This is a genomic window from Pseudomonas sp. HLT2-19-2 (assembly GCF_054898005.1).
Genome location: NZ_CM142712.1, coordinates 4,402,761 through 4,429,678 on the forward strand (window position 1 = coordinate 4,402,761; position 26,918 = coordinate 4,429,678).

Consider the following 26,918-nt stretch of genomic DNA (forward strand, 5'->3'; position numbering starts at 1 on the left):
GTATTCACAGCTCGACGCCTTTTTGCGCTTTGATCCCGGCCTGAAACGCGTGTTTGATCACTCCCATTTCGGTGACCGTGTCGGCCAGTTCGATCATCTCCGGCTTGGCACCGCGACCGGTGACCACCACGTGCTGCATCGGCGGACGCGCCTGCAAATCGCTGAGCACCTGATCCAGATCGAGGTAGCCGTGCTTGAGCGCAATGTTCAATTCGTCGAGCACCACCAGGCCAATCGACGGATCACGCAGCAATTCGCGGGACACCGCCCACGCAGCTTCAGCGGCGGCGATGTCACGCTGGCGATCCTGGGTTTCCCAGGTGAAGCCCTCGCCCATCACATGAAAACGCACCTGTTCCGGGAAGCGCCGGAAGAACAATTCTTCGCCGGTGCTGTTGCGCCCCTTGATGAACTGCACCACGCCACACTGCATGCCGTGGCCCATGGACCGGGCGAGCATGCCGAAGGCCGAACTGCTTTTGCCTTTGCCGTTGCCGGTCAGCACCAGCAGCAGGCCGCATTCATTCGGGGAGTTGGCGATGCGTTCGTCGATCACGGCTTTTTTGCGCAGCATGCGCGCCAGATGACGTTCGTCACGATCGGGGGTATCAGTCATGGGGAGCTCTCCGTTGAGGCTGGATAACGGCGGGCAGGCACAAGAATAGACGGCAAAAAGCCTGGCATCGCCCACCGTGATGCCGCTGAATGGATCAGGCCGGTCTCCGGGCTCATGAGCGGCGATTCGCCTGACTGCGCGCCTTCCCATGTCGACACTCGACACAGTGGCTCAAGGCGCAGTCTTCACTCATTTACCGTTGCGGGGGCAGCGCCGGGATCGTGAGCCTTCATCAATTGAAGAGATCGCTCACCGGCTTCCCTGTTTCACTCTGTCGACCGCAGTCACAGAGCACCTGAAACAAGCCGCGAAGGTTAGAGGGTTGGGGATGGAGCGTCAATTGAAGACGGGCGGCCTGCGAGCGAATAACTGCCGTCGATCAATTATCTGACGCCAATCTTGTGCCACACTCACGACAGTGATATCAAAGAGCCACAATCTCACAGCACAATAAAAAGGTGAGCCACATGCAAGGCATGATCATCAGCAATCCGAAGCTGGAATTCCTGCGCCCGGTGCTGGAACGCTGGTTTGACTGTATCGACCGCTACAACGCCGTGCGCGGCGATAACGACACGCCTTACTGGTTCGATGAAAAAGCCAACCTGAGCCTGCTGTCCGCCGCTGCGTGGATGGCGGAAATGGTGACGCTGCAACAAACGCCGACCCGTAAACAGACCGAAGAAGGCGAACGCAATGGCCGCGCCGATCTGTTTATCGCTACCCGTGAAGAACGCGCTTACCTTCAGGCGACCCAGCGCTGGCCACGCGTCAACAGCCTGAACCTGACTCAAGCATTGCAGGACATCACCAGCGACGCCAAGCGCATCAGCTACGCCAGCGACCTGAAACTCGGCTGCCTGTTCGTTGCGCCGCAAAAAGCCCAACAAAGCGCTACTCCGGAAGAACTCCAGGACATGGTCGACGACCTGCAAAAGGAACACACCTGCGCGGTGGCCTGGTATTTCCCCTATGCCTATCGCAAATTGCGCAACGAAGCCGGCAACTATCACCCCGGCATCGCCGTGCTGTTCAAGGAAGCCCGCGGTTGACCGGTTGAACCATCGCGCACCTGCGCTTCTCTATTGATTAGGTCAATGCATTCATAGGGAAGATCAGCATGCGCAAGCCTCAGCTCGCTCTCGTCATCGTGCTCGCCGGAGGGCTTGCCGCCTGTGGTGAAACCTCCAGGCTGCAAATCTCCGACGGCACCGGCCCCTCTCCCAAGCTGCCAGAACCAAACAAAACCCTGATCCCGACGGTGAACATCGCCCCGGCGATCGGCTGGCCGGACGGCGCTAAACCCATCGCTGCGACAGGGACTCAAGTGGCGGCCTTTGCTGAAGGTCTCGATCACCCGCGCTGGCTCTACGTGTTGCCCAACGGCGACGTGCTGGTCGCCGAAACCAATGCACCGCCCAAACCCGATGACGGCAAAGGCATTCGTGGCTGGGTCATGGGCAAAGTCATGGGCCGTGCCGGCGCCACAGTACCGAGCCCGAACCGCATCACGCTGCTGCGGGACAAGGACCACGACGGCATCGCCGAAACCCGCACGGTGTTTCTGGAAAACCTCAACTCGCCCTTCGGCATGACCCTGGTCGGCAATGACCTGTACGTCGCCGACACCGACCGCTTGCTGCGCTTCCACTATGAAAACGGCGAGACGGCGATCAAATCACAGCCAATGAAGGTGATCGACCTGCCGGGCGGTACGCTGAATCACCACTGGACCAAAAACGTCATCGCCAGCAAGGACGGCCACAAGCTGTACGTGACGGTGGGCTCCAACAGCAACGTCGCCGAAAACGGCATGGACAAGGAAGAAGGTCGCGCGGCGATTTGGGAAGTAGATCGCGCCACCGGCAACCATCGAATCTTCGCCTCGGGGATTCGTAATCCAAACGGCCTGGCTTGGGAACCTCAGAGCGGCGCACTGTGGACGGCGGTCAACGAGCGCGACGAAATCGGCAGCGACCTGGTGCCGGACTACATCACTTCAGTGAAAGACGGCGGGTTCTACGGCTGGCCTTACAGTTATTACGGTCAACACGTCGACATTCGCGTCGAACCGCAAAACCCCGACCTCGTGGCCAAGGCCATTGCTCCGGACTACGCGGTCGGCCCGCATACCGCATCGCTGGGCCTGACGTTCGCTGAGGGCAACACGCTGCCGGCGCAGTTCAAGGAAGGCGCATTCATCGGCCAGCATGGCTCGTGGAACCGTAAGCCGCACAGTGGCTACAAAGTGATTTTCGTACCGTTCAGCGCAGGGAAACCGACCGGGCAGCCGGTTGATGTGCTCACCGGTTTCCTCAATGACGAGGAAAAAGCCATGGGCCGTCCGGTAGGCGTGGTGATTGATCAGCAGGGTGATTTGTTGGTGGCGGATGACGTGGGCAACAAGGTGTGGCGCGTATCGGCGACCAAGTAAGCGCTTAGCGCTTGCGGCACAGCGTCAATCCATCGCCCAACGGCAACAATGACAGATCCACACGCGAGTCATCTTTCAAGGCGCGATTGAGCGCCTGGATGGCTCGGGTGTCCTCGCTCTCGGGATTGCCCTCAAGCACCCGTGCGCTCCACAGCGTGTTATCAAACACCGCCAGACCGCCGACTCGCAGCAGACGCAGGGCGTGCTCCAGATAGCGTGGATAGTTGGCTTTATCGGCATCGATGAAGATCAGGTCGAACGGCTCTTGCTGGTCCATCTGAGCGAGGGTTTCCAGCGCAGGTGCCAAGCGTAGGTCAATTCGTTCGGTTAACCCCGCCTCCTGCCAGTAACGGCGCGCGGTGGCATTGTAGTCGCCAGGAATGTCGCAGCAGATCAGCGAGCCGTCATCCGGCAATGCAGCCGCCATGCACAAGGCGCTGTAACCGGTGAAGGTGCCGACTTCCAAGAGACGCTTGGCGCCGGTGAGTTTCACCAGTAGCGCGAGGAACTGGCCCTGCTCCGGCGCCACTTGCCAGCGAGCCATGGGCAGCGCCTGGGTTTCGTCACGCAAACGCTTGAGCAGCAGCGTTTCGCGCAGGGAAACGTCGAGCAGGTATTGATACAGGGAATCGTCGAGATTGAGTGTGCGAGCGGTCATGACAACCTCTGCAATTTAGGGGTTGCGTGCCAAGTGCTCAGGTTGCAAGACGCGCTTGGCACTCAGATAGGCTTTCTGCCAGTAAGCTTTGGACAAGCTGTCGAGCTTCACCGTGCCGCCGGTGGCGGGCGCATGGACGAAGCGACCTTCGCCGACGTAGATCCCGGCGTGGCTGACCTGGGAGCCGCCATTGGTGGCGAAGAAGATCAGGTCACCAGTTTGCAGACCTTCCTTGCCCACACTGGCCGCCTGCATGCTGATCATCTCGCGGGTGGTACGCGGCAGGGAAATGCCGGCGACGTCATGGTAGACGTAACCGATCAGCCCGCTGCAATCGAAACCCGAAGCCGGCGTGTTGCCACCCCAACGGTACGGGGTGCCCACCAGGCCGAGCGCGCGGAACAACACGTCTTCTGCCTCAGGGGAGAATGCTTGGGAGGAACCGAAAACAATGGGCGCGCGAACCACCGGCGCAGGAGGCGGTGTACGGCTGGCGCAGGCGCTGAGCAGCGCTGCGAAGAACATGATTGCGAGGCGGGCCGACGTCGACATATGCAGAACATCCTGATCTGGCTGCGGCTTTTTCTGCCGGGAGGACAGAAAAGAAAACCGCCTGCGCAGGACGCAGGCGGTTTGCCATCAATAATAGATCAGGATTCTAGCGGCTACGCGGCAAACTTCAAGTAAGACTTTAAGTTCACCTTACAAAATGTCCGCTTACTTGCGTGCCGTGACGATAGACGGGGCTGCAGTTGGCGTCATCGCCAGTGCGCGCTTGGCTTCGATGAAGGTCTTGCTCCAGTAGCTGTCGCCCAGGCTATCGATCCGGACACCACCGCTGCGGCGGCTGCTGGAATGGATGAACTGGTTGTCACCCAGGTAGATCCCGGCGTGACTGACGCGGCCGCGACGGCCATTGGTGGCGAAAAACAGCAAGTCGCCAGGCTTCAGTTTGCTGCGCGAAACCAACGGAGCGTCCACGTTGATCATTTCGCGAGTGGAGCGTGGCAAGTTCAGGCCGGCTTCTTCACGAAACAGGTAACCGATGAAGCCACTGCAATCAAAGCCGGCTTCGGAGGTGCCGCCGAAACGGTAACGGGTACCGATCAGGGACATGCCACGTTCGAGGATGCTGTCGGCCAGAACCGGAAGCTGGTACGACTTGCCGCCGGCGAAGTCTACCAATTCTTTTTCGGTGGCCGCCTCTTCCTGTTCAAGCGCTTGCTGATAAAGAACGGAAGATTGGGCAGAAACAGAATTTTTAGCCTGCTGTTGCTGCTCTTGCTGGGACACTGGAGAGTGAGCAGCGCAACCGAACAACAGGGTGACGAATGCGAGGGGCACGAGGGGTGCAAAGCGATTTAGCATGGGCACGACCGTGTCTGATAGTTTTAAAGAAGGCGAGACTATGCCCACTATCAATCTCATTTGCAAATTCAATCGATCTTGATGTGACTTATCGGTTTCTCGTTTACATCTAAGCGCTTAAGCCCGTTTTAGACGTTCGCACAGCCTGCAGCCCTGCAGGAAAGCGCAATTGTTGACGCCTGAAATATGCCAAAACCCGCGACAGGCTTGGGCTTTACCAGCCTAACGTTTCTTTCAGAAAGGGGATCGTCAGCTTGCGCTGAGCTTGAAGGGAGGCCTGATCGAGGCGTTCAAGCAGCTCGAAAAGCGCGCTCATGCTGCGGGTACCGCGGGTCAAAATGAAATGCCCGACTTCATCGGTCAAGTGCAGACCTCGACGCGATGCGCGCAGTTGCAAAGCACGCAATTTATCTTCGTCGGAGAGCGGACGCATCTGAAAGATCAACGCCAACGTCAGACGGGATTTGAGGTCCGCCAGCTTCACCGGCAGTTCGCGCGGGGACGTCGAAGCGGCGATCAGCAGGCGTCGACCGCTGTCACGCAGACGATTGAACAGATGGAACAGCGCCTCCTCCCAATCCGCCCGACCGGCTACCGCCTGCAAATCATCCAGGCAGACCAGTTCATACTGTTCGAGGTTGTCGAGGATGGCGATGCCACGATCAAGCAGCTCGGCCAACGGCAAATACACCGCGGGCTCCCCCAGTTGTTCGAAGCGCAGGCAGGCCGCCTGCAACAGGTGCGTACGCCCTACCCCGTCCTTGCCCCAGAGATAAATCAGGCTTTCGGTCCAGCCGGCGTCGGCTTCGCATAGCCGCTCGACATAGCCGAGTGCAGCGGCATTGGCGCCTGGGTAGTAATTGATAAAGGTAGCGTCATCACGCAGACGCACACCTAGGGGCAGCTGAATCGGTTTCATGCTGACTGAACAGTTCCAAAGGAACCGTTAGTGGCCTCTGTGTAAAGTTTGCGAAGTTTATACCCGTGAAGCTGACCGCACAATGCGACAGACCACAAGCAAAATCAACGGTTTGCGTTAACACACTGGTTTTATGACAGTTTCTTTGCTGGCGCATGTGACAGCAGCGCGAGGGATTCGGGTCAACCTGGCGATGAACCAGGCTGCCCGCGACGGGTGATCAGAGACCTTAGGTTGGGTACATATCCGTTTCTGCGGTCACGGCGGCTGGCGGTTTCGCTTTTACAGCGAGTCACTTTCGAAAAGCGCGAAAGTAACCAAAGCGCTCTTGCCCCGCCATTCGGTGCCTCGCCTAGGCTCGGCATGCCCTCACTCCGGCATTGCTCCGGGGGCCCGCCGCCATCGGCCATCCATGGCCGGGGGCGGCTACCGCGGCATCCTTGCCGCGGTGCCCCCTGCGCAACGCCTGCGTTCGGCCTCTGGGAAAGGGGCGGCAGATCTGAAGCCAAAGCAAAGCGACGGCAACGGCAAGATCAAAAGATCGCAGCCTCGCTTCGCTCGACAGCTCCTACAGGAAAATGCGTTCACTTGAAGCCAGACCGGCCGGTAGGCCGCCTCGCTTTGGCGTTTGCGGTGCACGCCCCCTCGAGAGGCCGAGTGGAGGTTCTGCGCAGTGGGCAACCCCGCATGGATGCCGGGTTAGCCGCCCCCGGCCATGGATGGCCGATGGCGGCGGGCCCACGGAGCAGGACCGGAGCGAGGGCATGCCGAGCCTAGGCGAGGCACCGAACGTCAGGGGCAAGAGCCCTTGGTTACTTGGGGCTCTTCCAAGTGACTCGCTGTAAAAGCGAAACCAATAGCGGCCATTACCACAGAAACGGATATGCACACGATCAACAAAAGCCAGGTCGGCCGCCTCGCTTTTGCTCTTGATCCACCGCCCCCTCGCTACGCATGTGTGTGTGCCTGGAAACATCAAGCTTAAGTGAACAGCATCACCTTAAAGCTCGGGCTCATCAACACCGCTGTACATACCAGAATCTTTATACAAATCATGCACGTGGCGCACCAACACCATGATCACCGCCGCCACCGGCAGCGCCAGCAGCACACCGGTAAAACCGAACAGCTCACCCCCTGCCAGAATCGCGAAGATCACCGCCACCGGGTGCAGACCAATCCGGTCTCCCACCAGCAATGGCGTCAGCACCATGCCTTCCAGCGCCTGCCCGACCATGAACACCGCGACGATACCGATCATGGGATACAGATCGCCACCAAACTGGAACAACCCGGCTATCAAGGCCGCGCCAATTCCGATGACAAACCCCATGTACGGCACGATCGCCGCCAGACCGGCAATCAAACCGATCAACAGCCCTAGTTCCAGCCCCACCAGCATCAGGCCCGCCGCGTAGATGACGCCCAACGCCACCATCACCAACAACTGTCCGCGCACGAACGCACCCAGCACTTCATGGCATTCACCCGCCAGGATCACAACGCGCTCTTCGCGATCACGGGGTAGCAGGCTGCGGATCTTGGCCATCATCAGGTCCCAGTCCCGCAGGAGATAGAAGGCCACCACCGGGATCAGCACCAGATTCGCCAGCAAGCCAATCAATGCAAGGCCGGAAGCCGTTGCCTGACTCAGCACCACACCGACAATGTCGGTGGTCTGGCCCATGTGCTCGCTGATCGCAGCCTTGAGCTTGTCGAATTTCCAGAAGCCATCCGACAACCCGAACTTCGATTGCGCCCACGGCAGCGCGGTGTTCTGCAACCAATCGAGCATCTGCGGCGCCAGTTCGTACAAGCGAAACAGCTGCTTGGCGAGCATCGGCACCAACACCAGCAGCAATGTCGTGAAGATCAAGGTAATCAGCGCAAACACCGCCACCACGCCCCAGGTGCGAGACAGCCCGGCCTTCTCCAGCCGATCCACCAATGGATCGAACAGATAAGCCAACAGCAGCGCCACCAGGAACGGCGTCAGGATCGGATGCAACAGCCAGACAAACGCACAGAGCAGGATTATCCCGCCCAACCAGAACCAACGCCGCGTATCGGCCATGTACAACTCCCTATGCATCTATATAAAGAAAGAAAACCGTTACCAACGGAATCGCAACTGCGGCACAGGTGCCGGAGTAGGCGCTACTACCGGCGCCGAACCCTCGGCCGGCTGAACCGGTGCGACTGGCGCCGGCGCTTCACCGGCTGGAACTTCCTGCAATTTGGCCAGCGACAATTGCGCCTTCAACTGATCGGCGCTGCCATTGACCCGGTAGAGAATCCGGTCGCCGTCGACACTTTGCAGACGCGCACCAAACGGCTCCAGCAAGCGCCCAAGCGCCGCGTAACGCTCCAGATTCATGCCCTGCACTTCGAGCAATTGTTCGCCCGAAGCACCTGGCTTGACCACAAACCGAGGCGCCAGCCGTTGACTGACCGCCAGCATCACCGCATCAGCCACAGCAGCCTGATCCGCGCCCTGAACATTGCCCGCCTCCTTCTTGTCGCCCAGCCACAACTGCCACTTGGCCTGCCACTGGCCGCCCTCTTCACGGGCATGCACCGCGAGCAAAGCGTCAGCGTTGTAACGCTCCGATGCTCCGCGCAGTGGCGTTGCGTCAGCACCTTCCAGATTCGGTGCAGTGGCGACAATTTGCTCATTCAGATCGGCCAGCGGCAGGCGCAGCGGCAGACCACGGTGTTGCGCCGCTCGACGCAGCGGTGCAGCGCTGGCCTGGCCATCGCCCACCAGGCTCGAACCCTCAGCGGAATCGTTCAACCACCAGCTGAGGATCGATGGCCGGTTCGCCCCCCACAGAGACAGCCCGGCACGGCGCAACGCTTGCTCGGTGCTGGCCGGGTCGAAATCGACCTTCAGCACTTCCGGTGGACCAGCGTCAAAGCCGTACTGACTGATGATCTGCTGCGGGTCCTTGCGCAGTGCTGCCAACCCCGGGCTTTGCGCAGCCTTGGGATCACCGGTCAGACGCAACACCAGCGTATCCAACGCTTGCTGGGTCGCCTGATCGCGTACCTCAGGGGATTGACCACTGACAGGCTGACGCACCTGATACAGGTTTTTGACGGTCTCGGCATGACTCGCCAGGCTGACCACTGACAAACAGCCCGCAAACAAATATCTAGAAAAAAAACGCATGGAGGATTCCTGACGACAAGAGCGGCTGGAACAGGCCGCGTGAACCAGATTGAGCAAGGCTGTGACCACGCCCCCCAGCAAAACATTCACCCGACCCCGGTAAGTTTTTGCACTGTCGTAACGATAGACGGTTAATAGCGATACCTTATACAGCCATGAAGGAGGCGACCAACACGGGCAATAAAGGTTTTTTTAAGCCGATATGCCCCTGCCGTCGGCCTGAGGATGGCCGCTGCCCCTCAAGCCTGATAAAATCGCGCGCCTTCGCAGACCGGCAACAGCCGGGCACCCTGAAATATGCGCTAGGCAATCGCCTTCGTCAGTTTCGGTGGTCCCACTGGACTCGGTCGTTACCCCTGAATCCCCCCTAAAGGCCTGGATCATGAGCAAGCAACCCTCCCTGAGCTACAAGGACGCCGGTGTAGACATCGACGCCGGTGAAGCATTGGTCGAACGCATCAAGAGCGTCGCCAAGCGTACTGCGCGCCCGGAAGTCATGGGCGGCCTGGGCGGTTTCGGCGCCCTCTGCGAAATCCCGGCCGGCTACAAGCAGCCCGTGCTGGTTTCCGGCACTGACGGCGTCGGCACCAAGCTGCGTCTGGCGCTGAACCTGAACAAGCACGACACCATCGGCATCGACCTGGTTGCCATGTGCGTGAACGACCTGGTGGTCTGCGGCGCCGAGCCGCTGTTCTTCCTCGACTACTACGCTACCGGCAAACTTAACGTCGAAACCGCGACCCAGGTCGTGACCGGCATTGGCGCTGGCTGCGAACTGTCCGGCTGCTCCCTGGTCGGCGGCGAAACTGCTGAAATGCCGGGCATGTACGAAGGCGAAGACTACGACTTGGCCGGCTTCTGCGTCGGCGTCGTGGAAAAATCCGAAATCATCGACGGTTCGAAAGTCGCTGCCGGCGATGCCCTGCTCGCCCTGCCGTCCTCCGGCCCGCACTCCAACGGCTACTCGCTGATCCGCAAGATCATCGAAGTGTCCGGTGCCGACATCGAAAACATCCAGCTCGACGGCCAACCACTGACCGACCTGCTGATGGCCCCGACCCGTATCTACGTGAAGCCGCTGCTCAAGCTGATCAAAGAAACCGGCGCCGTCAAAGCCATGGCCCACATCACCGGTGGTGGCTTGCTGGACAACATCCCGCGCGTTCTGCCAAAAGGCGCACAAGCGGTGGTTGACGTCGCGAGCTGGACCCGTCCTGCCGTGTTCGACTGGCTGCAAGAGAAAGGCAACGTCGACGAAAACGAAATGCACCGTGTGCTGAACTGCGGCGTCGGCATGGTCATCTGCGTCGCTCAAGAGCACGTTGAAACCGCCCTGAACGTCCTGCGCGAAGCCGGCGAGCAGCCTTGGGTGATCGGTCAGATCTCCACCGCTGCCGAAGGCGCGGCTCAGGTTGAACTGAAGAACCTCAAGGCACACTGATGCAAGAGCGGATGTCCCAGACCTGTGATGTGGTGGTGCTGTTGTCCGGCACCGGCAGTAACTTGCAGGCCTTGATCGACAGCACGCGGACCGGCGACAGCCCGGCCCGCATCGCTGCGGTGATTTCCAACCGCGCCGACGCCTACGGCCTGCAACGCGCCACGGACGCGGGTATCGACACCCGCACCCTGGATCACAAGGCTTTCGAAGGCCGTGAGGCCTTCGATGCCGCGCTGATCGATCTGATCGACGCGTTCAACCCCAAACTCGTGGTACTGGCCGGCTTCATGCGCATTCTCAGCGCTGACTTCGTGCGCCACTACCAAGGTCGCCTGCTCAACATCCATCCCTCGCTGCTACCCAAATACAAAGGGTTACACACTCATCAGCGCGCGCTGGAAGCCGGCGACACGGACCATGGCTGCTCCGTGCATTTCGTCACCGAGGAACTCGATGGCGGACCACTGGTCGTACAGGCAGTAATACCGGTAGAGTTGCACGATTCGCCGCAGAGTCTGGCGCAGCGGGTCCACGTTCAGGAACACCTGATCTACCCGCTGGCTGTACGCTGGTTTGCCGAAGGTCGTTTATCACTCGGCGAGCAAGGTGCTTTACTGGATGGAAAGTTACTCGCGGCCAGCGGCCACTTGATTCGAACCTAGGAGACTTTATGCGTCGCGCCCTGCTCTTCGCTTGCGCTCTGCTCGCCCTGCCTTTTGCGCAGGCTGCAGAACTTCAACCTTTCTCCGCCAGCTACACCGCTGACTGGAAGCAGCTGCCCATGAGCGGCACCGCTGAACGCAGCTTGACCAAGCAAGCCAATGGCGCCTGGAAGCTCAGCTTCAAGGCCTCAATGATGATCGCCAGCCTGACCGAAGAAAGCACCCTGACCCTGGACAAGGACACGCTGCTGCCGCAGTCCTACCACTTCGAACGTGGCGGTCTGGGAAAAACCAAGAAAGCTGACCTGGATTTCGACTGGACCAACAAAATGGTCACCGGCACCGATCGCGGTGACCCGGTCAAGATCCCGCTCAACCGCGGCATGGTCGACAAATCCACTTATCAGCTGGCCCTGCAGCACGACGTGGCCGCGGGCAAGAAAAGCATGAGCTATCAGGTCGTCGACGATGGCGAAGTCGATACCTATGACTTCCGCGTGCTGGGTTCGGAAAAAGTCGACACCAAGGCTGGCCAGATTGAAGCGATCAAAGTCGAGCGCGTGCGCGACCCGACACAAAGCAAGCGCATCACCGTCCTGTGGTTCGCCAAGGACTGGGATTACCTGCTGGTTCGTCTGCAACAGGTTGAAACCGACGGCAAGGAGTACAACATCATGCTCCTGGACGGTACGGTCAACGGCAAGGCTGTCAAAGGCAGCTAATCCGGATCCACACGAAAATCCGGAATCCGATAAGGATTCCGGATTTTTTTATGCCCGCTACAATTCAAATCCGCGCCAGCGCCTGGGCCAGGTCGGCGCGCAGGTCTTCGACATCCTCGACACCCACTGACAAACGCACCAGCGCATCGCCGATGCCAAGTTGCGCGCGGGTGTCTGCGGGGATGCTGGCGTGGGTCATGATCGCCGGGTGTTCGATCAGGCTTTCCACCCCACCCAGGCTTTCGGCCAAGGCGAAGATCCGTACACTCTCGAGGAAACGCGTGGCGCCCGCCAGGTCGCTGTTCAGATCGAGGGAAATCATCCCGCCGAAACCGCGCATCTGCCGCTGCGCCAGTTCGTGCTGCGGGTGCGACGGCAGGCCCGGATAATAGACGCGCGCCACCTGCGGCTGACGCTCCAGCCATTGCGCCAGATCCAGCGCGTTATTGCAGTGGCGTTCCATGCGCAGCGCCAGGGTCTTCACGCCGCGCAGGGTGAGGAACGCGTCGAACGGCCCGGCGATAGCGCCAACTGAGTTCTGCAGGAAGCCCAGACGCTCCGCCAGGTCTGCGTTTTTTCCAACCACCGCAATGCCGCCGATCACATCGGAGTGGCCGTTCAGGTACTTGGTGGTCGAGTGCAGCACGATGTCGAAGCCAAGCTCCAACGGGCGCTGTATCCAGGGGCTGGCAAACGTGTTGTCGGCCACACAGATGATGCCTCGCGCGCGACAGATGCGCGCGACAGCCGCGAGGTCCGTCAGGCTCAGCAAGGGATTGCTTGGCGTCTCGACCCAAACCATCTTCGTGTCGGGCTGCAGTGATGCTTCGAATCCCGCCAGGTCAGTCAGATCGACAAAGCTGAAGCGATGCCCGGCGCTGCGTTTGCGCACCTTATCGAAGAGTCGAAAGGTGCCGCCGTACAGATCATTGCCAGAGACGATGTGCGAGCCCGCGTCGAGCAGCTCGAGCACCGTGGAGATCGCCGCCAGCCCGGAGGCGAACGCGAAGGCTTGGGTGCCGCTTTCGAGGTCCGCGACGCAACGCTCCAGCGCAAAGCGCGTCGGGTTGTGCGAGCGCCCGTAATCGAAGCCCTTGTGCACGCCGGGGCTCTGCTGCAAATAGGTGGAGTTGGCGTAAATCGGCGGCATCAGCGCCCCGGTTGAAGGGTCGGGCGTCTGCCCGGCATGGATCACACGGGTGGCGAAGGCACGTGGCACAGTGGTTTCATCGTGTTGACTCATGCAAGGGATCTCCGTAAGTGAATGAGCATGTCGACTCGAGTAATCAAGCCGTGGAAGCCCGAGGCGTCGGCGATGATTGCCACCAGCCCACGGTCGAGCTCCGCCCGCAGTTCAGCCAGGCTGGCGCCGGGAGGCAGGGTTTGAAGCTTATCGGTCATCGCGCTGGAAACACTCGTGCGAAAGTGCGAAGCATCTTCTTGCATGCCAAGCAGAATATCGGACTCGTCGATCACGCCAACCAGCCGCTGTCCGCCCTCCAGTACCGGCAGTTGCGAGACATCAGCCAGGCGCATGCGCTGGAAAGCGGTGAGCAGCGTGTCGTCCGGGCCCACGCTGATCACCCGGCCATCCTCGAAGCGTCGTGAGATCAGGTCACGCAGATCGCCGTAATGTTTGTACTGCAGCAGGCCCTGATCGTTCATCCACTGGTCGTTGTAGACCTTCGACAGGTAGCGCGTGCCGGTGTCGCAGACGAAGCTGACGACCCGCTTCGGCTCGGTTTGCTCACGGCAGTAGCGCAGCGCCGCCGCCAGCAACGTGCCGGTCGAGGAACCGCCGAGAATGCCTTCGGCGCGCAGCAGTTGGCGGGCATGATCGAAGCTTTCCTCATCGCTGATCGAATACGCGTGGCGCACGCTGGACAGGTCGGCAATCGACGGAATGAAGTCCTCGCCGATGCCCTCAACCGCCCACGAACCGGGTGTGCCGAGGGTGCCGCTGCGGCTGTATTCGGCCATCACCGAGCCGACCGGATCGGCGAGCACCATGGTCAGGTTCGGCTGCACGCGGCGAAAGAAGCGGGTCAGCCCGGTCAGCGTGCCTGCCGAACCGACGCCGACGACGATGGCGTCCAGATCATGCTGAGTCTGCGCCCAGATCTCAGGCGCAGTGCTGCATTCGTGGGCCAGCGGGTTGGCCGGGTTGTTGAACTGATCGGCGAAGAAGGCGTCGGGAATGTCCTGCGCCAGCCGCGCAGCAACGTCCTGGTAATAATCGGGATGACCCTTGCCGACATCGGAGCGGGTGATGTGCACCTCGGCGCCCATCGCCTTGAGGTGCAGGACCTTCTCGGTGGACATCTTGTCCGGCACCACCAACACCACCCGGTAACCCTTGGCACGGCCGACCAGCGCCAGGCCGAGGCCGGTGTTGCCGGCGGTGGCCTCGACGATGGTGCCACCGGGTCGCAGGCGGCCATCGCGCTCGGCGGCGTCAATCATCGCCAGGCCGATGCGATCCTTGATCGAACCGCCGGGGTTCTGCGATTCGAGCTTGAGGAACAGCGTGCACGGGCCGGTATCGAAACGGCTGACGCGCACCAGCGGCGTATTGCCAATCAGTTCGAGTACGGCGGGACGGGAGTCAGTGGGCATGTCGTCACCTCGCTACGCAAATTAGCACTGGATGGACAGCAACCGGCGGCGAATAATCGCGCACCAATCACAGGCAAAGTCTCGCTTGGACCATAGGCCTGGATGGCGCCACCCGCAACTTGCGCAGCCAGCCGGTCGTGTCGAAGGCTTTCGTCACAGCGTCCAGATCGATGACCACGAACGCTTTGCCGACGTTCCGAGATCTGCCGGCGGCGAAGGCTCGGCGCCCGAGCCACACGATTACTTCGACGCGGCGCTGGGTGCCTGCAAAGCCCTGCCCCTGAAGATGTACGCGAAGAAGAAAGACACCGAGGTGAGTGTCGAAACCCATCTGTCCGAAGGCGCTTTCAGCCAATAGCGGCAAGGGCTGTGCAGGCGGGTTATGCTCCACGCGTCACCCGCTTAGCTTGGAATGCCCCATGAACACTCCGCTCGTGATCCGCCCCCGCACCGAAGATGTCGAAGGCCAACCGATTCTTCGCCCGCTGCCGTCAGCCAAATGCCGCAGCGTCGGGCCTTTCGTGTTTTTTGACCACATGCTGCAAACCCGTTATCCGGCGGGTAAAGGCATGAACATCCGACAGCATCCGCACATTGGTCTGTCCACCCTCACCTACTTGTTCGAAGGGCAAATCCAGCACAAGGACAGCCTCGGCTCCGATCAAGTGGTGGACGCCGGTGATGTCAGCTGGATGACTGCAGGCAGCGCGATTGCCCACGTCGAGCGCACGCCTGAGGCGTTGAAGGACAAGGGCTTCACGATGCACGGTTTACAGATTTGGCTGGCCTCACCGAAAGATAAAGAGCACGGGCCCGGACACTACAGTCACCATCCGGCGGCCACGCTGCCGGTCAGCGATAACCTTGGGGTGAAGATCCGGATGATTGCCGGGTCAGGCTTTTGCCTGGAATCACCGGTCCCGGTGCTTTCTCCGACGCTGTATGCCGAATTGAACCTGCAAACGGCGACGACGCTGCTGATTCCTACCGAGCATGAAGAGCGGGCGTTGTACGTGCTGGACGGCGAGGTGCAACTGGATGGCGAGCTGATAGAACCGCATTCGCTGGTGGTGTTGCCGGTCGGGGAAGAGATGACGCTGTTCGCCGAGAGCAACTGTCATGCCGTGCTGTTTGGTGGGGCGCCGCTGGATGGGCCACGGCGGATCAACTGGAATTTTGTGGCGAGTGATCCCGCGTTGATCGATGAGGCTCGTCGGCGTTGGGCGGCCGGAGATTGGCCGACGGTGCCGGGGGAAAGCGAGCGGATCGAGTTGCCAAAAGGACGAAGCGGGCCAACCCCGCTGTAATGATCGTTCCCACGCTCTGCGTGGGAACGATCAAAAAGCAGCAATTAGCCGCTAAACACTTCATCCAGCAAATTATGCATCGACGTAAACGCACGCCCCGCCGTCTTCGCGTCATACATCATCATGCCCGGCACATTGGCATGCGGATCGGTGAAGGAATGCACCGCACCGCCGTAGCTCAGCAGTTGCCAATCCACGCCTGCCGCATTCATTTCTTCTTCAAACGCCGGCAGTTGGTCTTTCGGCACCAATGGGTCGGATGCACCGTGCAGCACCAACACCGAGCCTTTGATATTTTTGGCGTCCGCCGGATTCGGCGAATCCAGCGTTCCGTGGAACGACACTGCTGCTTTCACTGGCGCGCCGGTGCGCGCCAGATCCAGGGCGCAGCAACCGCCGAAGCAGAAACCAAAGGTTGCCAGTTTCGAGGCATCGACCGCTGCTTCGTCCTGGATTTGCAGCTGATCGAACGCCGCTTGCATGCGTTTACGCAACAACGGGCGGTCATGCTTGAGCGGCATCATTGCTGCACCCGCCTCGTCGCCGTTCTGCGGACGGACCGACTGGCCGTAGAGGTCCGCGATCAGCACCACATAACCCTTGGACGCCACGGACTTGGCGATCTCCTCGGCACCGGCACTGACACCCATCCAGTTCGGCGCCATTAACAACCCCGGGCGCGGGCCTTTATGGTCAACGTCGAAGGCGAGACGACCTTCATACGACTGGCCATCAATCTGATAAGCGACGGAACGAACAGTGATTTGGCTCATGACTAACTCCCAGCAAAAGACACCAGAATGAAAAAACCCGCCGAAGCGGGTTTTTTTACAACGCCGTTAAACCGACAGTTCAACCAACAGCTTGTTGAGACGGCGCACGTAAGCAGCCGGGTCTTTCAAGCTGTCACCGGCTGCCAAGGCCGCCTGATCAAAGAGAATGTGCGACAGATCGCCGAAGCGTTCATCGCTCTGCTCGTTGTCGAGCTTCTCGATCAACGGGTGAGCCGGGTTGAATTCGAAGATTGGCTTCGATTCCGGAACCTTCTGACCGCTGGCTTCCAGGATCTGACGCATCTGCATGCCCAGGTCCTGCTCACCGATGGCCAGAATCGCCGGGGAATCGGTCAAACGGTGCGAAACCCGCACTTCAGCGACCGAGTCGCCCAGTGCAGTTTTCAGACGCTCAACCAGACCTTCTTTGGACTTGGCGACTTCTTGCGCAGCTTTCTTGTCCTCTTCCGAGTCCAGGTTGCCGAGATCAAGGTCACCGCGAGCCACGTCGACAAAGCTCTTGCCGTCGAAGTCGCTGAGGTAACTCATCAGCCACTCGTCGATGCGGTCGGTCAGCAGCAGCACTTCGATGCCTTTCTTGCGGAAGACTTCCAGGTGCGGGCTGTTTTTGACTTGCGCGTAGGTTTCGCCGGTCAGGTAGTAGATCTTGTCCTGACCTTCCTTGGCGCGAGCCAGGTATTCGGCCAGACCCACCACTTGCTCGCCTTCATCACCGTTGGTCGATGCGAAACGCAGCAGGCCAGCAATCTTCTCTTTGTTGGCGAAGTCTTCTGCCGGGCCTTCTTTCATGACCTGGCCAAAGTTTTTCCAGAAGCTTTTGTATTGCTCAGGCTCGTTCTTCGCCAGCTTTTCCAGCATGTCGAGAACGCGCTTGGTCAGCGCCGACTTCATGGAATCGATGATCGGGTCTTTTTGCAGGATTTCCCGCGAGACGTTCAGCGACAGGTCGTTGGAATCGACCACGCCTTTGATGAAGCGCAGGTACAGCGGCAGGAACGACTCGGCCTGATCCATCACGAACACGCGCTGCACATACAGCTTCAGGCCTTTCGGCGCCTCACGCTGGTACAGATCGAACGGAGCACGGGCCGGCACGTAGAGCAGCGAGCTGTATTCGAGCTTGCCTTCGACCTTGTTGTGGCTCCAGCTCAGCGGGTTCTCGAAGTCGTGAGCGACGTGTTTGTAGAACTCCTGGTATTCCTCGTCCTTGACTTCGGTACGCGGACGGGTCCACAGGGCGCTGGCGCGGTTGACGGTTTCCCATTCAACGGCCGGTTGCTCTTCGCCTTCGACGGCTGCCACTTCTTTTGGCAACTCGATCGGCAGAGCGATGTGGTCGGAGTACTTTTTGATGATGTTGCGCAGACGCCAGCCATCGGCGAATTCGTCTTCAGCCGCCTTCAGGTGCAGGACGATGCGGGTACCGCGCTCGGCTTTCTCAACGGTGGCAACTTCGAAATCGCCTTCGCCCTTGGACGACCAGTGCACGCCTTCGCTGGCAGCATCGCCGGCACGACGGCTGAACACGTCAACTTTGTCAGCGACGATGAATGCAGAGTAGAAACCCACACCGAACTGACCGATCAGGTGCGAGTCTTTTTTCTGATCGCCAGAGAGATGTTTCATGAAATCGGCAGTGCCGGATTTGGCGATGGTCCCCAGGTGGGTGATCGCCTCTTCTCGGCTCATGCCGATGCCGTTGTCTTCGAGAGTGACGGTTTTAGCGTCCTTGTCGAAGCTCACACGGATTTTCAGCTCGGCGCCACCTTCCAGCAGTTCAGGCTTGGACAGGGCTTCGAAACGTAATTTGTCGACAGCGTCAGAGGCGTTCGAGATCAATTCGCGAAGGAAAATTTCCTTGTTGGAATACAGCGAATGGATCATGAGGTGCAGCAGTTGCTTCACCTCGGTCTGGAAGCCCAGGGTTTCCTTTTGAGTTTCCACACTCATGGTTATCAAACTCCAATCAGATGGCAGTGGCCGCGACCTTGAGGGTCGGCGGCGGGTTGTCATCAAAGTTGGGGGCAGTGTTCAGGATTTCAAGGGCTCTTCGATTTTGAAATGGGCGCGGGCCGTGGCAATCGGTTCAGCTTCGGTACTTTGCCAGGCCGTAATCGCAACGTTGGCCACCCGGCGACCCTGACGGCAAACCTGGCATCGGGCCCAGGTGTCGCGAAACTGCCCCGCACGCAGGTAGTCGAGGGAGAAGTCGATGATCTTCGGCACACCCGGCGAACCGGTGAAAATCAGCAGGTGCAACGCTGCAGACAGCTCCATGAACCCGGCGATCACGCCGCCATGAATCGCCGGCAATAAAGGGTTACCAATGTTGTCCTTGTTGGCCGGCAAGCGAAACAGCAGCTCATCCCCCACCCGCGAACATTCGACGCCGATCAGTTTGGCGTAAGGAATCAGGTGCAGCAGCGAGGCGTAGTCGCCTTGCTCATGTGCCTTCTGAAGTTGTTCCTTGAAGTCGTCGGTCATTTCTCACCTCTGGCGATGGCGCCGCCAAAACCTTTGGTGCCTTTGATGGCTTTGCCCATGCGCATGAACGTACCCACCACATGGGCAATGGGTTGCTCGGGATCGTCCTGATAGGCGAAACCGCGAGCAAAGATCACATCCGTGGTAACCCGGTAGCACTGAGCAAAACCGTAGACATCTTTGTGTGGTTCAGCGGCGTGCATGTAGTCGATGCGCAGATCGAGGGTCGGGCAGACCTCAAATTCGGGTAGCACGCAGAGGGTCGACATGCCACAGGCAGTGTCCATCAGCGAGGTCAGCGCTCCGCCATGGATCACCCCGGTTTGCGGGTTGCCAACAATTTGAGGACTGTACGGCAGGATGACGGTTAGCCCTTCGCTGCTAGCGCTGCGAACCCGCAGCCCAAGTACCTGACAATGTCGCAGCGCCGATAGAAATCGCGTCGCGCGCTCAAAAACGGGGTTTTCGGTCATTTTTATCCCACTCTTTTTAGTGTTCTGGCAACGCACTGGCGCTTTAGTAAAAGTTCCCGTCAGAATAATCTTATATATCTGTATAAATTGAGGAACTTAACGTTGCGGACTACGCTCGAAAGGTCAGTAGATATATTTTCCATAAGGAGAAACACCCCATGCGTAAGACTTTAGCTATTGCCTTGATGTTGACCGCTTCCCTCGGTCTCGCTGCCTGCGATAAAAAATCCGAGGACAAAGCTCAAGATGCCAACCAACATGCTGAGCAAGCTCAGCAAGACATGAACAAAGCTCAGGATAAAGTGAACGACGCTGCGAAAGAAAACGCCGAAGCCGCCAAAGCTCAGGCTGAATCGGATGCAGCGGCAGCAAAAGAAGCACCTAAAAACTAAAACAGTTTTTAGCGTGATAAAGAAAACCCGCCAAGTGCGGGTTTTCTTTTGCCTGCTGTTTTTTTTTGCACGGCAGGCATTACAGCAAAATAGTTCTAAAAGTCGGACTAATCATCAACAACAACGAGCACACTAGTCCAACGAACCACACCAAGCTCCGTTGCCAGGCCAGATCGACCCAATAGCACAGTAAATAAATGATTCGCGTAATGACGAAGACGATTGCCAACAAGTCGATCAGCCACCCCGCCGTCTGCGTGGTGTGAGCCATCAATACCCCCACCGCGAACAGAATGAACGCCTCAAAACAGTTTTGATGAGCCGCCAACGCACGGGCACCAAAGCCTGTCAGTTGCGCCTGTTGCTGACGCGGCAGATGGTTGTCGTAACCGCCCTGCTCGTTCATCGCTTTGGCCACGGGAATCTTTGCCACGAAAATCAGCAAGGCACTGATAAACACACACCAGAACGGAATACTCATCAAGCGGCCTCTTTGTTCGCTTCGGGCAATGGCGCCTCTGTAGGTGTATAGACCATCACGTCGAGAACGTCGGAATGAAACTCCCGGCGATACAACACCAACACGACGCCAGCGCTCATCAACATGAACAACCAGGGGCTGACGAACCAGGCCAGCATGGTCATGCCGAAGTAGTAAGCGCGCAGGCCGAAGTTGAACTGGTTGGCGGCCATGGAGATGACGCGCGCCGCACGGGCAGCAAAGGCTTTGCGCTCCTGCTCGGAAACGTGACGCTCACCGACCATCGGCGCCGAGCCAATCAGAATGGCCGCGAAGTTGTACTGGCGCATGCACCAGCTGAACGTGAAGAATGCATAGACAAACACCAGCGCCAGGCACAGCAACTTGATCTCCGACATCCCTTGAGAGGCCTGCTGCACCATCGGGATATCCGCCAGCAACGACACGGCCCTTTCCGAGGCGCCGAGCACCGTGAGAATGCCGGCCAGGATAATCAGTGTGCTGGAGGCGAAGAACGAGGCATTGCGCTCCAGGTTGCCAACCACGCTGGCGTCAGCGATACGGTTGTCGCGCAACAGCATGCGGCGCATCCAGTCTTCGCGATACAAGTGCAGCACGCTGGCCAGGCACGCGGTGTCACGGCCCTTCCACGACGCATAACGGGTGTAGCCGCCCCAGCAGATGACGAACCAGAGCGCGGCGAGGATGTGGATCATATTGATGTGGATGAACGACATGCAGGTCCTTGTGATGTGTTTGGCAAAGCAAGTAGTGCTTCGACGTTAGCTCAAGGAAAAAGACACTGCACCGACTCCAAAAAAAATGCCCCGTATCGATTGATACGGGGCATTTCCATATGTGCTTGAGACCCGCTTGTGGCGGGCCATGAAGCAGCTTAAGCCAGGGCTTCTTCGCGCTTGCCCAGCAGACGATCGCAGACCACCGCGACCACCAGGGTCATGACCGACGGCACCAGCCAGGCCAGGCCTTGCTCGCTCAGCGGCAGGTGGGACATCTGAGTCGGCATCCAGTCCGCCAGGCCCGCGCCCTTGAGGGCGTCGATCAGGCCGAAGATGAACGACACCAGCATCACCGGACCGACGATGCGGCCCTGCTCATGCCAGAAGTCCTTGCAGAAGCTCAGGGCTACCAAGGCAATGCACGGCGGGTAGATCGCGGTCAGCACCGGGATCGAGAACGCAATCAGCTTGGTGAGGCCCAGGTTGGACACCAGTAGCGAGAACACGGCCAGGATGATGACCAATGTCTTATAGGACAGCGGCAGCACACGGCTGAAGTATTCGGCGCAGGCGCAGGTCAGACCCACCGCTGTCACCAGACAGGCCAGGGAGATCAGCACCGCCAGAAAACCGCTGCCCAGAGAACCGAAGGTGTGCTGCACGTAAGCGTGCAACACCGCCGCGCCGTTGGTAGCACCCGCAGCCACTTCATGGCTGCCAGAACCGAGACGGAACAGGCTGACGTAAACCAGCGCCAGCCCCACGCCGGCAATCAGCCCGGCAATGATCGCGTAACGGGTAATCAACACTGGCGACTCGACGCCACGGGAACGGATCGCGTTGACGATGACGATGCCGAATACCAGCGCACCCAGGGTATCCATGGTCAGGTAACCATTGATGAAGCCTTGGGAGAACGGTGCCGCCACGTATTCCGGGGTGGCTACGCCGACATCACCGGCCGGCAATGCAAACGCTGCGATGCCGAGAGCGGCCAGGGCGATGATCTTCAGCGGCGCGAGGAAACGCCCTACGGTATCCAGCAGTCGGCCCGGATAGAGCGAGATGAAGAACACCAGCAGGAAGTACACCGAACTGTAGAGGAACAACGCCAGTGGGCTCTCGCCGGTCAGCGGCGCCAGGCCCACTTCGAACGACACGGAGGCGGTGCGCGGTGTCGCGAACAGCGGGCCGACAGCGAGGTAGCACGCGGCCGCCAGCAGGCCACCGGCGACTTTACCGATCGGGCTGCTCAAGGCATCCATGGCGCCACCGACCTTGGCCAAGGCGACAACGGTGATCACTGGCAAGCCGACCGCGGTGATCAGAAAGCCCAGCGCCGCCATCCAGACATTTGGACCGGACTGCAGACCGACGATCGGCGGGAAGATGATGTTGCCAGCCCCGACAAACAGGGCAAAAGTCATAAAACCAAGTGCCAGGATGTCCTGGCCTTTCAACACTTTCATTAAGGAAATACCACACTACTGAATCGGAATTTAGAGAGGGATTTCCCTGAGGGTGAGGGAAATGTTGTCGGTCCGTATAGGACTGACCCGTTTAGCGCGTAGCAACCTTGTGGGCCGCGGACGCAAAAATGGCTGCTAGCCTAACGAATTTGTCCGACAAACGCACTGTTAGGGTGCGAACTATCCGATACGCGACATTTGCGTGTCGTGTTTTTGCATATTAATGGTGGTCGCCTGTAAGTCCGTCATCGCGAGCAAGCCCGCTCCCACAGTGGAATGCGGTCAAATGTGGGAGTGGGCTTGCTCGCGAAGGGGCCCGAACGGCCAACACAAACCCCGGAAACGACAAAGGCCACCCGAAGGTGGCCTTTGTCTGGTAAAGCGTCAGATAAGCGCGAGGCTTACTTGACTGCCCAACCGGTCAGCTCGGACAAAGCCTTGCCGATGTCTGCCAGCGAACGCACGGTTTTAACGCCTGCGTCTTCCAGGGCAGCAAACTTCTCGTCTGCAGTGCCTTTGCCGCCAGAGATGATTGCGCCAGCATGGCCCATGCGCTTGCCTGCAGGGGCAGTCACACCAGCGATGTAGGAAACAACCGGCTTGGTCACGTGTGCCTTGATGTAGGCAGCCGCTTCTTCTTCAGCCGAACCGCCGATCTCACCGATCATTACGATCGCTTCGGTCTTCGGGTCTTCCTGGAACAGCTTCAGGATGTCGATGAAGTTCGAACCCGGGATCGGGTCACCACCGATGCCGACGCAAGTCGACTGACCGAAACCGGCGTCAGTCGTCTGCTTAACAGCTTCGTAGGTCAGGGTGCCGGAACGGGAAACGATACCGACTTTACCTGGCAAGTGAATGTGACCTGGCATGATGCCGATCTTGCATTCGCCTGGAGTGATCACGCCTGGGCAGTTAGGACCGATCAGGATTACACCCAGCTCGTCGCACTTGACCTTGGCATCCAGCATATCCAGGGTAGGAATGCCTTCAGTGATGCAAACGATCAGCTTGATGCCGCCGAAGGCTGCTTCCAGGATGGAGTCTTTGCAGAAAGGAGCTGGAACGTAGATCACGCTGGCGGTGGCGCCAGTGGCAGCTACAGCATCTTTCACGGTGTTGAACACTGGCAGACCCAGGTGCTCGGTGCCGCCTTTGCCAGGCGTTACGCCGCCAACCATCTTGGTGCCGTATTCGATGGCTTGCTGGGTGTGGAAACTACCTTGCGAACCGGTAATACCCTGGCAGATAACTTTGGTGTCTTTATTGATCAGGACGCTCATTATTTGCCCTCCGCAGCTTTGACAACTTGTTGAGCAGCGTCGGTCAGGCTGGTAGCAGCGATGATGTTCAAACCGCTTTCTGCCAATACTTTAGCGCCCAGCTCAGCGTTGTTGCCTTCAAGGCGAACAACAACCGGGATTTTCACGCCGACTTCTTTCACAGCGCCGATGATGCCTTCGGCAATCATGTCGCAACGAACGATGCCGCCGAAGATGTTGACCAATACTGCAGCGACGTTAGTGTCGGACAGGATGATCTTGAACGCTTCGGTCACGCGTTCTTTGGTAGCACCGCCGCCCACGTCGAGGAAGTTGGCTGGTTTGCCGCCATGCAGGTTGACGATGTCCATGGTACCCATGGCCAGGCCAGCACCGTTGACCATGCAACCGATGTTGCCTTCCAGTGCTACGTAGTTCAGTTCGAACTTGGCAGCGTGCGCTTCGCGCGGATCGTCTTGCGACGGATCGTGGAAAGTCTTCAGCTTAGGCTGACGGTACATGGCGTTGGCGTCGATGTTGATCTTGGCGTCGAGGCAATGCAGATCGCCGTCAGCCTTGATCACCAGCGGGTTCACTTCCAGCAGAGCCAGGTCGTGATCCTTGAACAGCTTGGCCAGACCTACGAAGATCTTGGCGAACTGAGCAACTTGCTTGCCTTCCAGACCCAGCTGGAATGCCAGCTCGCGACCCTGGAATGGCTGAGCGCCAACCAGTGGATCGATAGTGGCCTTGAGGATTTTCTCAGGGGTGTCGTGAGCGATTTTCTCGATGTCCACGCCACCTTCGGTGGAAGCCATGAACACGATGCGACGGCTCGAACGGTCAACGACAGCGCCCAGGTACAGCTCTTTAGCGATATCAGTGCACGATTCAACCAGGATCTTGGTGACTGGCTGACCATTGGCATCAGTCTGGTAAGTCACCAGACGCTTGCCCAACCACTGTTGAGCGAATGCTTTGGCGTCTTCTTTACTGCGAACCAGCTTAACGCCGCCCGCTTTACCGCGACCACCTGCGTGAACCTGGGCTTTGACAACCCATTCGGTCCCGCCGATCTTGTCGCACGCTTCTGCTGCTGCTTCCGGGGTGTCTACGGCGAAACCCTGGGAAACTGGCAGGCCGTATTCGGCGAACAGCTGCTTACCCTGATACTCGTGAAGATTCATGCTTATTACCGTCTTCGTTAGGTACTGCGCATTCGGTGCTGCACTTGTTCAGTGCCGCACCACCTGTGACTGCTGCTTGCGTAGGTGTTCCGGATAACCGGTGAACTACGCAAGGCTGCGTCCGGCGGACATTCCGCGGTGAGTCTTGCACGCAAGGCTCACGACGGGCCTTCCGCCGTGGTTTCTTATTGTCTTGTCTTAACGCTTCTTGCGGTTGGCGATGTGAATGGCGCCGCCATTCACTGCCAGAGCAGCTTCGTGCAAGGCTTCGGACAGGGTCGGATGGGAGAAAACCATCATGCCCAGGTCTTCGGCGCTGGTGCCGAATTCCATACCGATCACGCCCTGCTGAACCAGTTCTGCAGCGCTCGGGCCAATCACGTGGACGCCCAATACGCGGTCAGTCTTGGCATCAGCAATGACTTTCACGAAACCGCCGGTATCGTTGGCTGCCATGGCACGGCCACTGGCTGCAAACGGAAAAGTGCCGACGTTAACTTCAACGCCTTCAGCTTTCAAGGTTTGCTCGGTTTTACCGACCCACGCGATTTCCGGGTGAGTATAAATAACAGACGGGATCAGGTCATAGTTGATCTGGGCTTTGTGGCCCTTGATGCGCTCTACAACCATGATGCCTTCTTCGGACGCCTTGTGCGCCAGCATCATGCCGCGAACCACGTCACCGATCGCGAAAACGCCCGGAACGCTGGTCGCGCATTGGTCGTCAACGAAAACGAAACCACGTTCGTCGATGTTTACACCGCTGTCAGCTGCCAGCAGCTCGGTGGTCACTGGACGGCGACCGACGGCAACGATCAGCTTGTCGAAGGTGATGTTCTGTTCGCCATTGGCATCGGTGTAGTTCACAACGACTTCGTCGCCGTTCACTTTGGAACCGGTGACGCGAGCGCCCAGCTTGATGTTCAGACCTTGTTTGGTCAGGGTTTTGTAGGCTTCTTTGGAAACCGCTTCGTCAGCCGCTGGCAAGAACTTCTCCAGTGCTTCCAGAACCACGACTTCAGAACCCAGACGGGACCAGACCGAACCCAGTTCCAGACCGATTACGCCAGCGCCGATCACGCCCAGACGCTTAGGTACCGATTGGAATTCCAGCGCGCCAGTCGAATCGACGATCACGTTCTGGTCAACCGGAGCCGGTGGAATGTCGATCGGACGCGAGCCCGAAGCCAGGATCACGTTCTCGGCTTCGATGATTTCGACGGTGCCGTCTGGCTTGGTCAGTTCCACTTTCTTGCCGGCCAGCAGTTTGCCGTGGCCTTGCAGGGAAGTAACGCCGTTAGCCTTGAACAGGGTTGCAACGCCAGAGGTCAGGCCTTTGACGATGTTGGCTTTACGGCCAACCATTGCAGCCACGTCCATGGTCACGCCAGCGTGGTTGATACCGTGGATCGCGAAGCCTTCTTTGGCTTCCTTGTATTTCCAGGAGCTGTCCAGCAGCGCCTTGGATGGAATGCAACCGACATTCAGGCAAGTACCGCCGAGGGCAAGTTTGCCTTCCTTGTCAGTGTATTTCTCGATGCAGGCAGTGGTGAGGCCCAGTTGCGCTGCTTTAATGGCAGCCACGTAGCCGCCAGGGCCCGCGCCAATCACTACCACGTCGAATTTCTGAGTCATGTGTCATTCCTTCTCGAATCAAACCGGACGGCCCCTTTTGAGGACCGTCGTAGGACGAAGCTGGTCATTACAGAAGGGCCGTCCAT

Annotated in this window: 27 protein-coding genes and 1 riboswitch; of the genes, 8 read left to right on the forward strand and 19 right to left on the reverse strand. The window is 59.0% G+C overall.

Annotation, left to right across the window (positions count from 1 at the left end; translation table 11 throughout):
* Window positions 1-4: 4 nt before the first annotated feature.
* Window positions 5-616 (reverse strand): cob(I)yrinic acid a,c-diamide adenosyltransferase, encoded by a 612-nt coding sequence (gene cobO / locus ACYZTU_RS20430; protein ID WP_074874701.1) that lies wholly within the window; start codon window positions 614-616, stop codon window positions 5-7.
* 80 nt (window positions 617-696) lie between these two features.
* Window positions 697-930: riboswitch (cobalamin riboswitch) on the reverse strand.
* Window positions 931-1,083: 153 nt separating this feature from the next.
* Between cobO and ACYZTU_RS20435 the strand changes: the two genes are divergently transcribed.
* Window positions 1,084-1,668, forward strand: a complete 585-nt coding sequence (locus tag ACYZTU_RS20435) for a hypothetical protein (protein ID WP_449645672.1) — start codon at window positions 1,084-1,086, stop codon at window positions 1,666-1,668.
* Between the two features lie 68 nt (window positions 1,669-1,736).
* The gene (locus ACYZTU_RS20440; protein ID WP_461965054.1) at window positions 1,737-3,050 is read left to right on the forward strand and encodes a PQQ-dependent sugar dehydrogenase; all 1,314 of its coding nucleotides are present in this window, start codon (window positions 1,737-1,739) and stop codon (window positions 3,048-3,050) included.
* A 4-nt stretch (window positions 3,051-3,054) separates the two neighbouring features.
* Here the strand turns inward: ACYZTU_RS20440 and ACYZTU_RS20445 are convergent, their stop codons facing one another.
* From ACYZTU_RS20445 to ACYZTU_RS20470, 6 genes are all read right to left on the reverse strand, one after another.
* Window positions 3,055-3,708, reverse strand: coding sequence for an O-methyltransferase (locus tag ACYZTU_RS20445; RefSeq protein ID WP_461965056.1), 654 nt, complete (start codon window positions 3,706-3,708; stop codon window positions 3,055-3,057).
* 15 nt (window positions 3,709-3,723) lie between these two features.
* Window positions 3,724-4,260, reverse strand: a complete 537-nt coding sequence (locus ACYZTU_RS20450) for a C40 family peptidase (protein WP_282377572.1) — start codon at window positions 4,258-4,260, stop codon at window positions 3,724-3,726.
* Between the two features lie 165 nt (window positions 4,261-4,425).
* Window positions 4,426-5,076, reverse strand: coding sequence for a C40 family peptidase (locus ACYZTU_RS20455; protein ID WP_461965058.1), 651 nt, complete (start codon window positions 5,074-5,076; stop codon window positions 4,426-4,428).
* A 214-nt stretch (window positions 5,077-5,290) separates the two neighbouring features.
* Entirely contained in the window at window positions 5,291-5,995 is a 705-nt protein-coding gene (hda, locus tag ACYZTU_RS20460) for a DnaA regulatory inactivator Hda (RefSeq protein WP_008148645.1), read from the reverse strand.
* Between the two features lie 1,000 nt (window positions 5,996-6,995).
* Complete coding sequence (locus ACYZTU_RS20465) at window positions 6,996-8,069, reverse strand: AI-2E family transporter (RefSeq protein WP_461965060.1); 1,074 nt, start codon at window positions 8,067-8,069, stop codon at window positions 6,996-6,998.
* Between the two features lie 39 nt (window positions 8,070-8,108).
* A complete protein-coding gene (locus ACYZTU_RS20470; RefSeq protein ID WP_461965062.1) occupies window positions 8,109-9,167 on the reverse strand; it encodes a DUF2066 domain-containing protein in 1,059 nt (352 codons plus the stop codon).
* A gap of 382 nt (window positions 9,168-9,549) precedes the next feature.
* Between ACYZTU_RS20470 and purM the strand changes: the two genes are divergently transcribed.
* From purM to ACYZTU_RS20485, 3 genes are read left to right on the forward strand one after another with little or no spacing between them, the layout of a single operon-like run.
* Window positions 9,550-10,608, forward strand: coding sequence for a phosphoribosylformylglycinamidine cyclo-ligase (gene purM / locus ACYZTU_RS20475; protein WP_282377568.1), 1,059 nt, complete (start codon window positions 9,550-9,552; stop codon window positions 10,606-10,608).
* A gap of 11 nt (window positions 10,609-10,619) precedes the next feature.
* A complete protein-coding gene (gene purN, locus ACYZTU_RS20480; protein WP_461965064.1) occupies window positions 10,620-11,270 on the forward strand; it encodes a phosphoribosylglycinamide formyltransferase in 651 nt (216 codons plus the stop codon).
* Window positions 11,271-11,278: 8 nt separating this feature from the next.
* The gene (locus ACYZTU_RS20485) at window positions 11,279-11,992 is read left to right on the forward strand and encodes a DUF3108 domain-containing protein (RefSeq protein ID WP_461965066.1); all 714 of its coding nucleotides are present in this window, start codon (window positions 11,279-11,281) and stop codon (window positions 11,990-11,992) included.
* A gap of 64 nt (window positions 11,993-12,056) precedes the next feature.
* On the opposite strand, the gene ACYZTU_RS20490 is transcribed toward ACYZTU_RS20485, so the two are convergent.
* Together ACYZTU_RS20490 and ACYZTU_RS20495 are read right to left on the reverse strand one after the other, a co-directional pair.
* Window positions 12,057-13,235 (reverse strand): cystathionine gamma-synthase, encoded by a 1,179-nt coding sequence (locus ACYZTU_RS20490; RefSeq protein ID WP_461965068.1) that lies wholly within the window; start codon window positions 13,233-13,235, stop codon window positions 12,057-12,059.
* Entirely contained in the window at window positions 13,232-14,608 is a 1,377-nt protein-coding gene (locus tag ACYZTU_RS20495; protein WP_461965070.1) for a pyridoxal-phosphate dependent enzyme, read from the reverse strand. The genes ACYZTU_RS20490 and ACYZTU_RS20495 overlap by 4 nt, the downstream gene beginning before the upstream one ends.
* Window positions 14,609-14,693: 85 nt before the next feature.
* On the opposite strand from ACYZTU_RS20495, the gene ACYZTU_RS20500 reads away from it, so the two are divergent.
* Window positions 14,694-14,966, forward strand: a complete 273-nt coding sequence (locus ACYZTU_RS20500) for an OsmC family protein (RefSeq protein WP_461965072.1) — start codon at window positions 14,694-14,696, stop codon at window positions 14,964-14,966.
* A 61-nt stretch (window positions 14,967-15,027) separates the two neighbouring features.
* The gene (locus ACYZTU_RS20505; RefSeq protein WP_461965074.1) at window positions 15,028-15,915 is read left to right on the forward strand and encodes a pirin family protein; all 888 of its coding nucleotides are present in this window, start codon (window positions 15,028-15,030) and stop codon (window positions 15,913-15,915) included.
* A 44-nt stretch (window positions 15,916-15,959) separates the two neighbouring features.
* Here ACYZTU_RS20505 and ACYZTU_RS20510 read toward each other — a convergent pair whose 3' ends face one another.
* The 4 genes from ACYZTU_RS20510 to ACYZTU_RS20525 all read right to left on the reverse strand — a co-directional run bounded on the left by ACYZTU_RS20510 (window position 15,960) and on the right by ACYZTU_RS20525 (window position 19,666).
* Complete coding sequence (locus tag ACYZTU_RS20510) at window positions 15,960-16,688, reverse strand: dienelactone hydrolase family protein (RefSeq protein WP_461965076.1); 729 nt, start codon at window positions 16,686-16,688, stop codon at window positions 15,960-15,962.
* 66 nt (window positions 16,689-16,754) lie between these two features.
* On the reverse strand, window positions 16,755-18,659 hold the full coding sequence (gene htpG, locus ACYZTU_RS20515; protein WP_461965078.1) for a molecular chaperone HtpG: 1,905 nt from the start codon (window positions 18,657-18,659) through the stop codon (window positions 16,755-16,757).
* Window positions 18,660-18,740: 81 nt separating this feature from the next.
* A complete protein-coding gene (locus tag ACYZTU_RS20520; protein ID WP_461965080.1) occupies window positions 18,741-19,193 on the reverse strand; it encodes a PaaI family thioesterase in 453 nt (150 codons plus the stop codon).
* Window positions 19,190-19,666 (reverse strand): PaaI family thioesterase, encoded by a 477-nt coding sequence (locus ACYZTU_RS20525; protein ID WP_461965082.1) that lies wholly within the window; start codon window positions 19,664-19,666, stop codon window positions 19,190-19,192. Before ACYZTU_RS20525 ends, ACYZTU_RS20520 begins: the two co-directional genes overlap by 4 nt.
* Window positions 19,667-19,824: 158 nt before the next feature.
* On the opposite strand from ACYZTU_RS20525, the gene ACYZTU_RS20530 reads away from it, so the two are divergent.
* Window positions 19,825-20,058 carry a hypothetical protein gene (locus ACYZTU_RS20530; RefSeq protein ID WP_109635983.1) on the forward strand — a complete coding sequence of 78 codons (234 nt, stop codon included), beginning with the start codon at window positions 19,825-19,827 and terminating at the stop codon, window positions 20,056-20,058.
* Between the two features lie 79 nt (window positions 20,059-20,137).
* On the opposite strand, the gene ACYZTU_RS20535 is transcribed toward ACYZTU_RS20530, so the two are convergent.
* The 6 genes from ACYZTU_RS20535 to lpdA form a co-directional block, all read right to left on the reverse strand.
* Complete coding sequence (locus ACYZTU_RS20535) at window positions 20,138-20,539, reverse strand: MAPEG family protein (RefSeq protein WP_282377557.1); 402 nt, start codon at window positions 20,537-20,539, stop codon at window positions 20,138-20,140.
* Window positions 20,539-21,276 (reverse strand): DUF599 domain-containing protein, encoded by a 738-nt coding sequence (locus ACYZTU_RS20540; protein ID WP_461965085.1) that lies wholly within the window; start codon window positions 21,274-21,276, stop codon window positions 20,539-20,541. Before ACYZTU_RS20540 ends, ACYZTU_RS20535 begins: the two co-directional genes overlap by 1 nt.
* A 158-nt stretch (window positions 21,277-21,434) precedes the next feature.
* Window positions 21,435-22,748, reverse strand: coding sequence for a branched-chain amino acid transport system II carrier protein (gene brnQ, locus ACYZTU_RS20545; RefSeq protein WP_461965087.1), 1,314 nt, complete (start codon window positions 22,746-22,748; stop codon window positions 21,435-21,437).
* Between the two features lie 401 nt (window positions 22,749-23,149).
* Window positions 23,150-24,031, reverse strand: a complete 882-nt coding sequence (gene sucD / locus ACYZTU_RS20550; protein WP_012723092.1) for a succinate--CoA ligase subunit alpha — start codon at window positions 24,029-24,031, stop codon at window positions 23,150-23,152.
* Window positions 24,031-25,197 carry an ADP-forming succinate--CoA ligase subunit beta gene (gene sucC, locus ACYZTU_RS20555; RefSeq protein ID WP_008148602.1) on the reverse strand — a complete coding sequence of 389 codons (1,167 nt, stop codon included), beginning with the start codon at window positions 25,195-25,197 and terminating at the stop codon, window positions 24,031-24,033. Before sucC ends, sucD begins: the two co-directional genes overlap by 1 nt.
* 198 nt (window positions 25,198-25,395) lie before the next feature.
* Complete coding sequence (lpdA, locus tag ACYZTU_RS20560) at window positions 25,396-26,832, reverse strand: dihydrolipoyl dehydrogenase (RefSeq protein ID WP_461965089.1); 1,437 nt, start codon at window positions 26,830-26,832, stop codon at window positions 25,396-25,398.
* Window positions 26,833-26,918 lie beyond the last annotated feature (86 nt).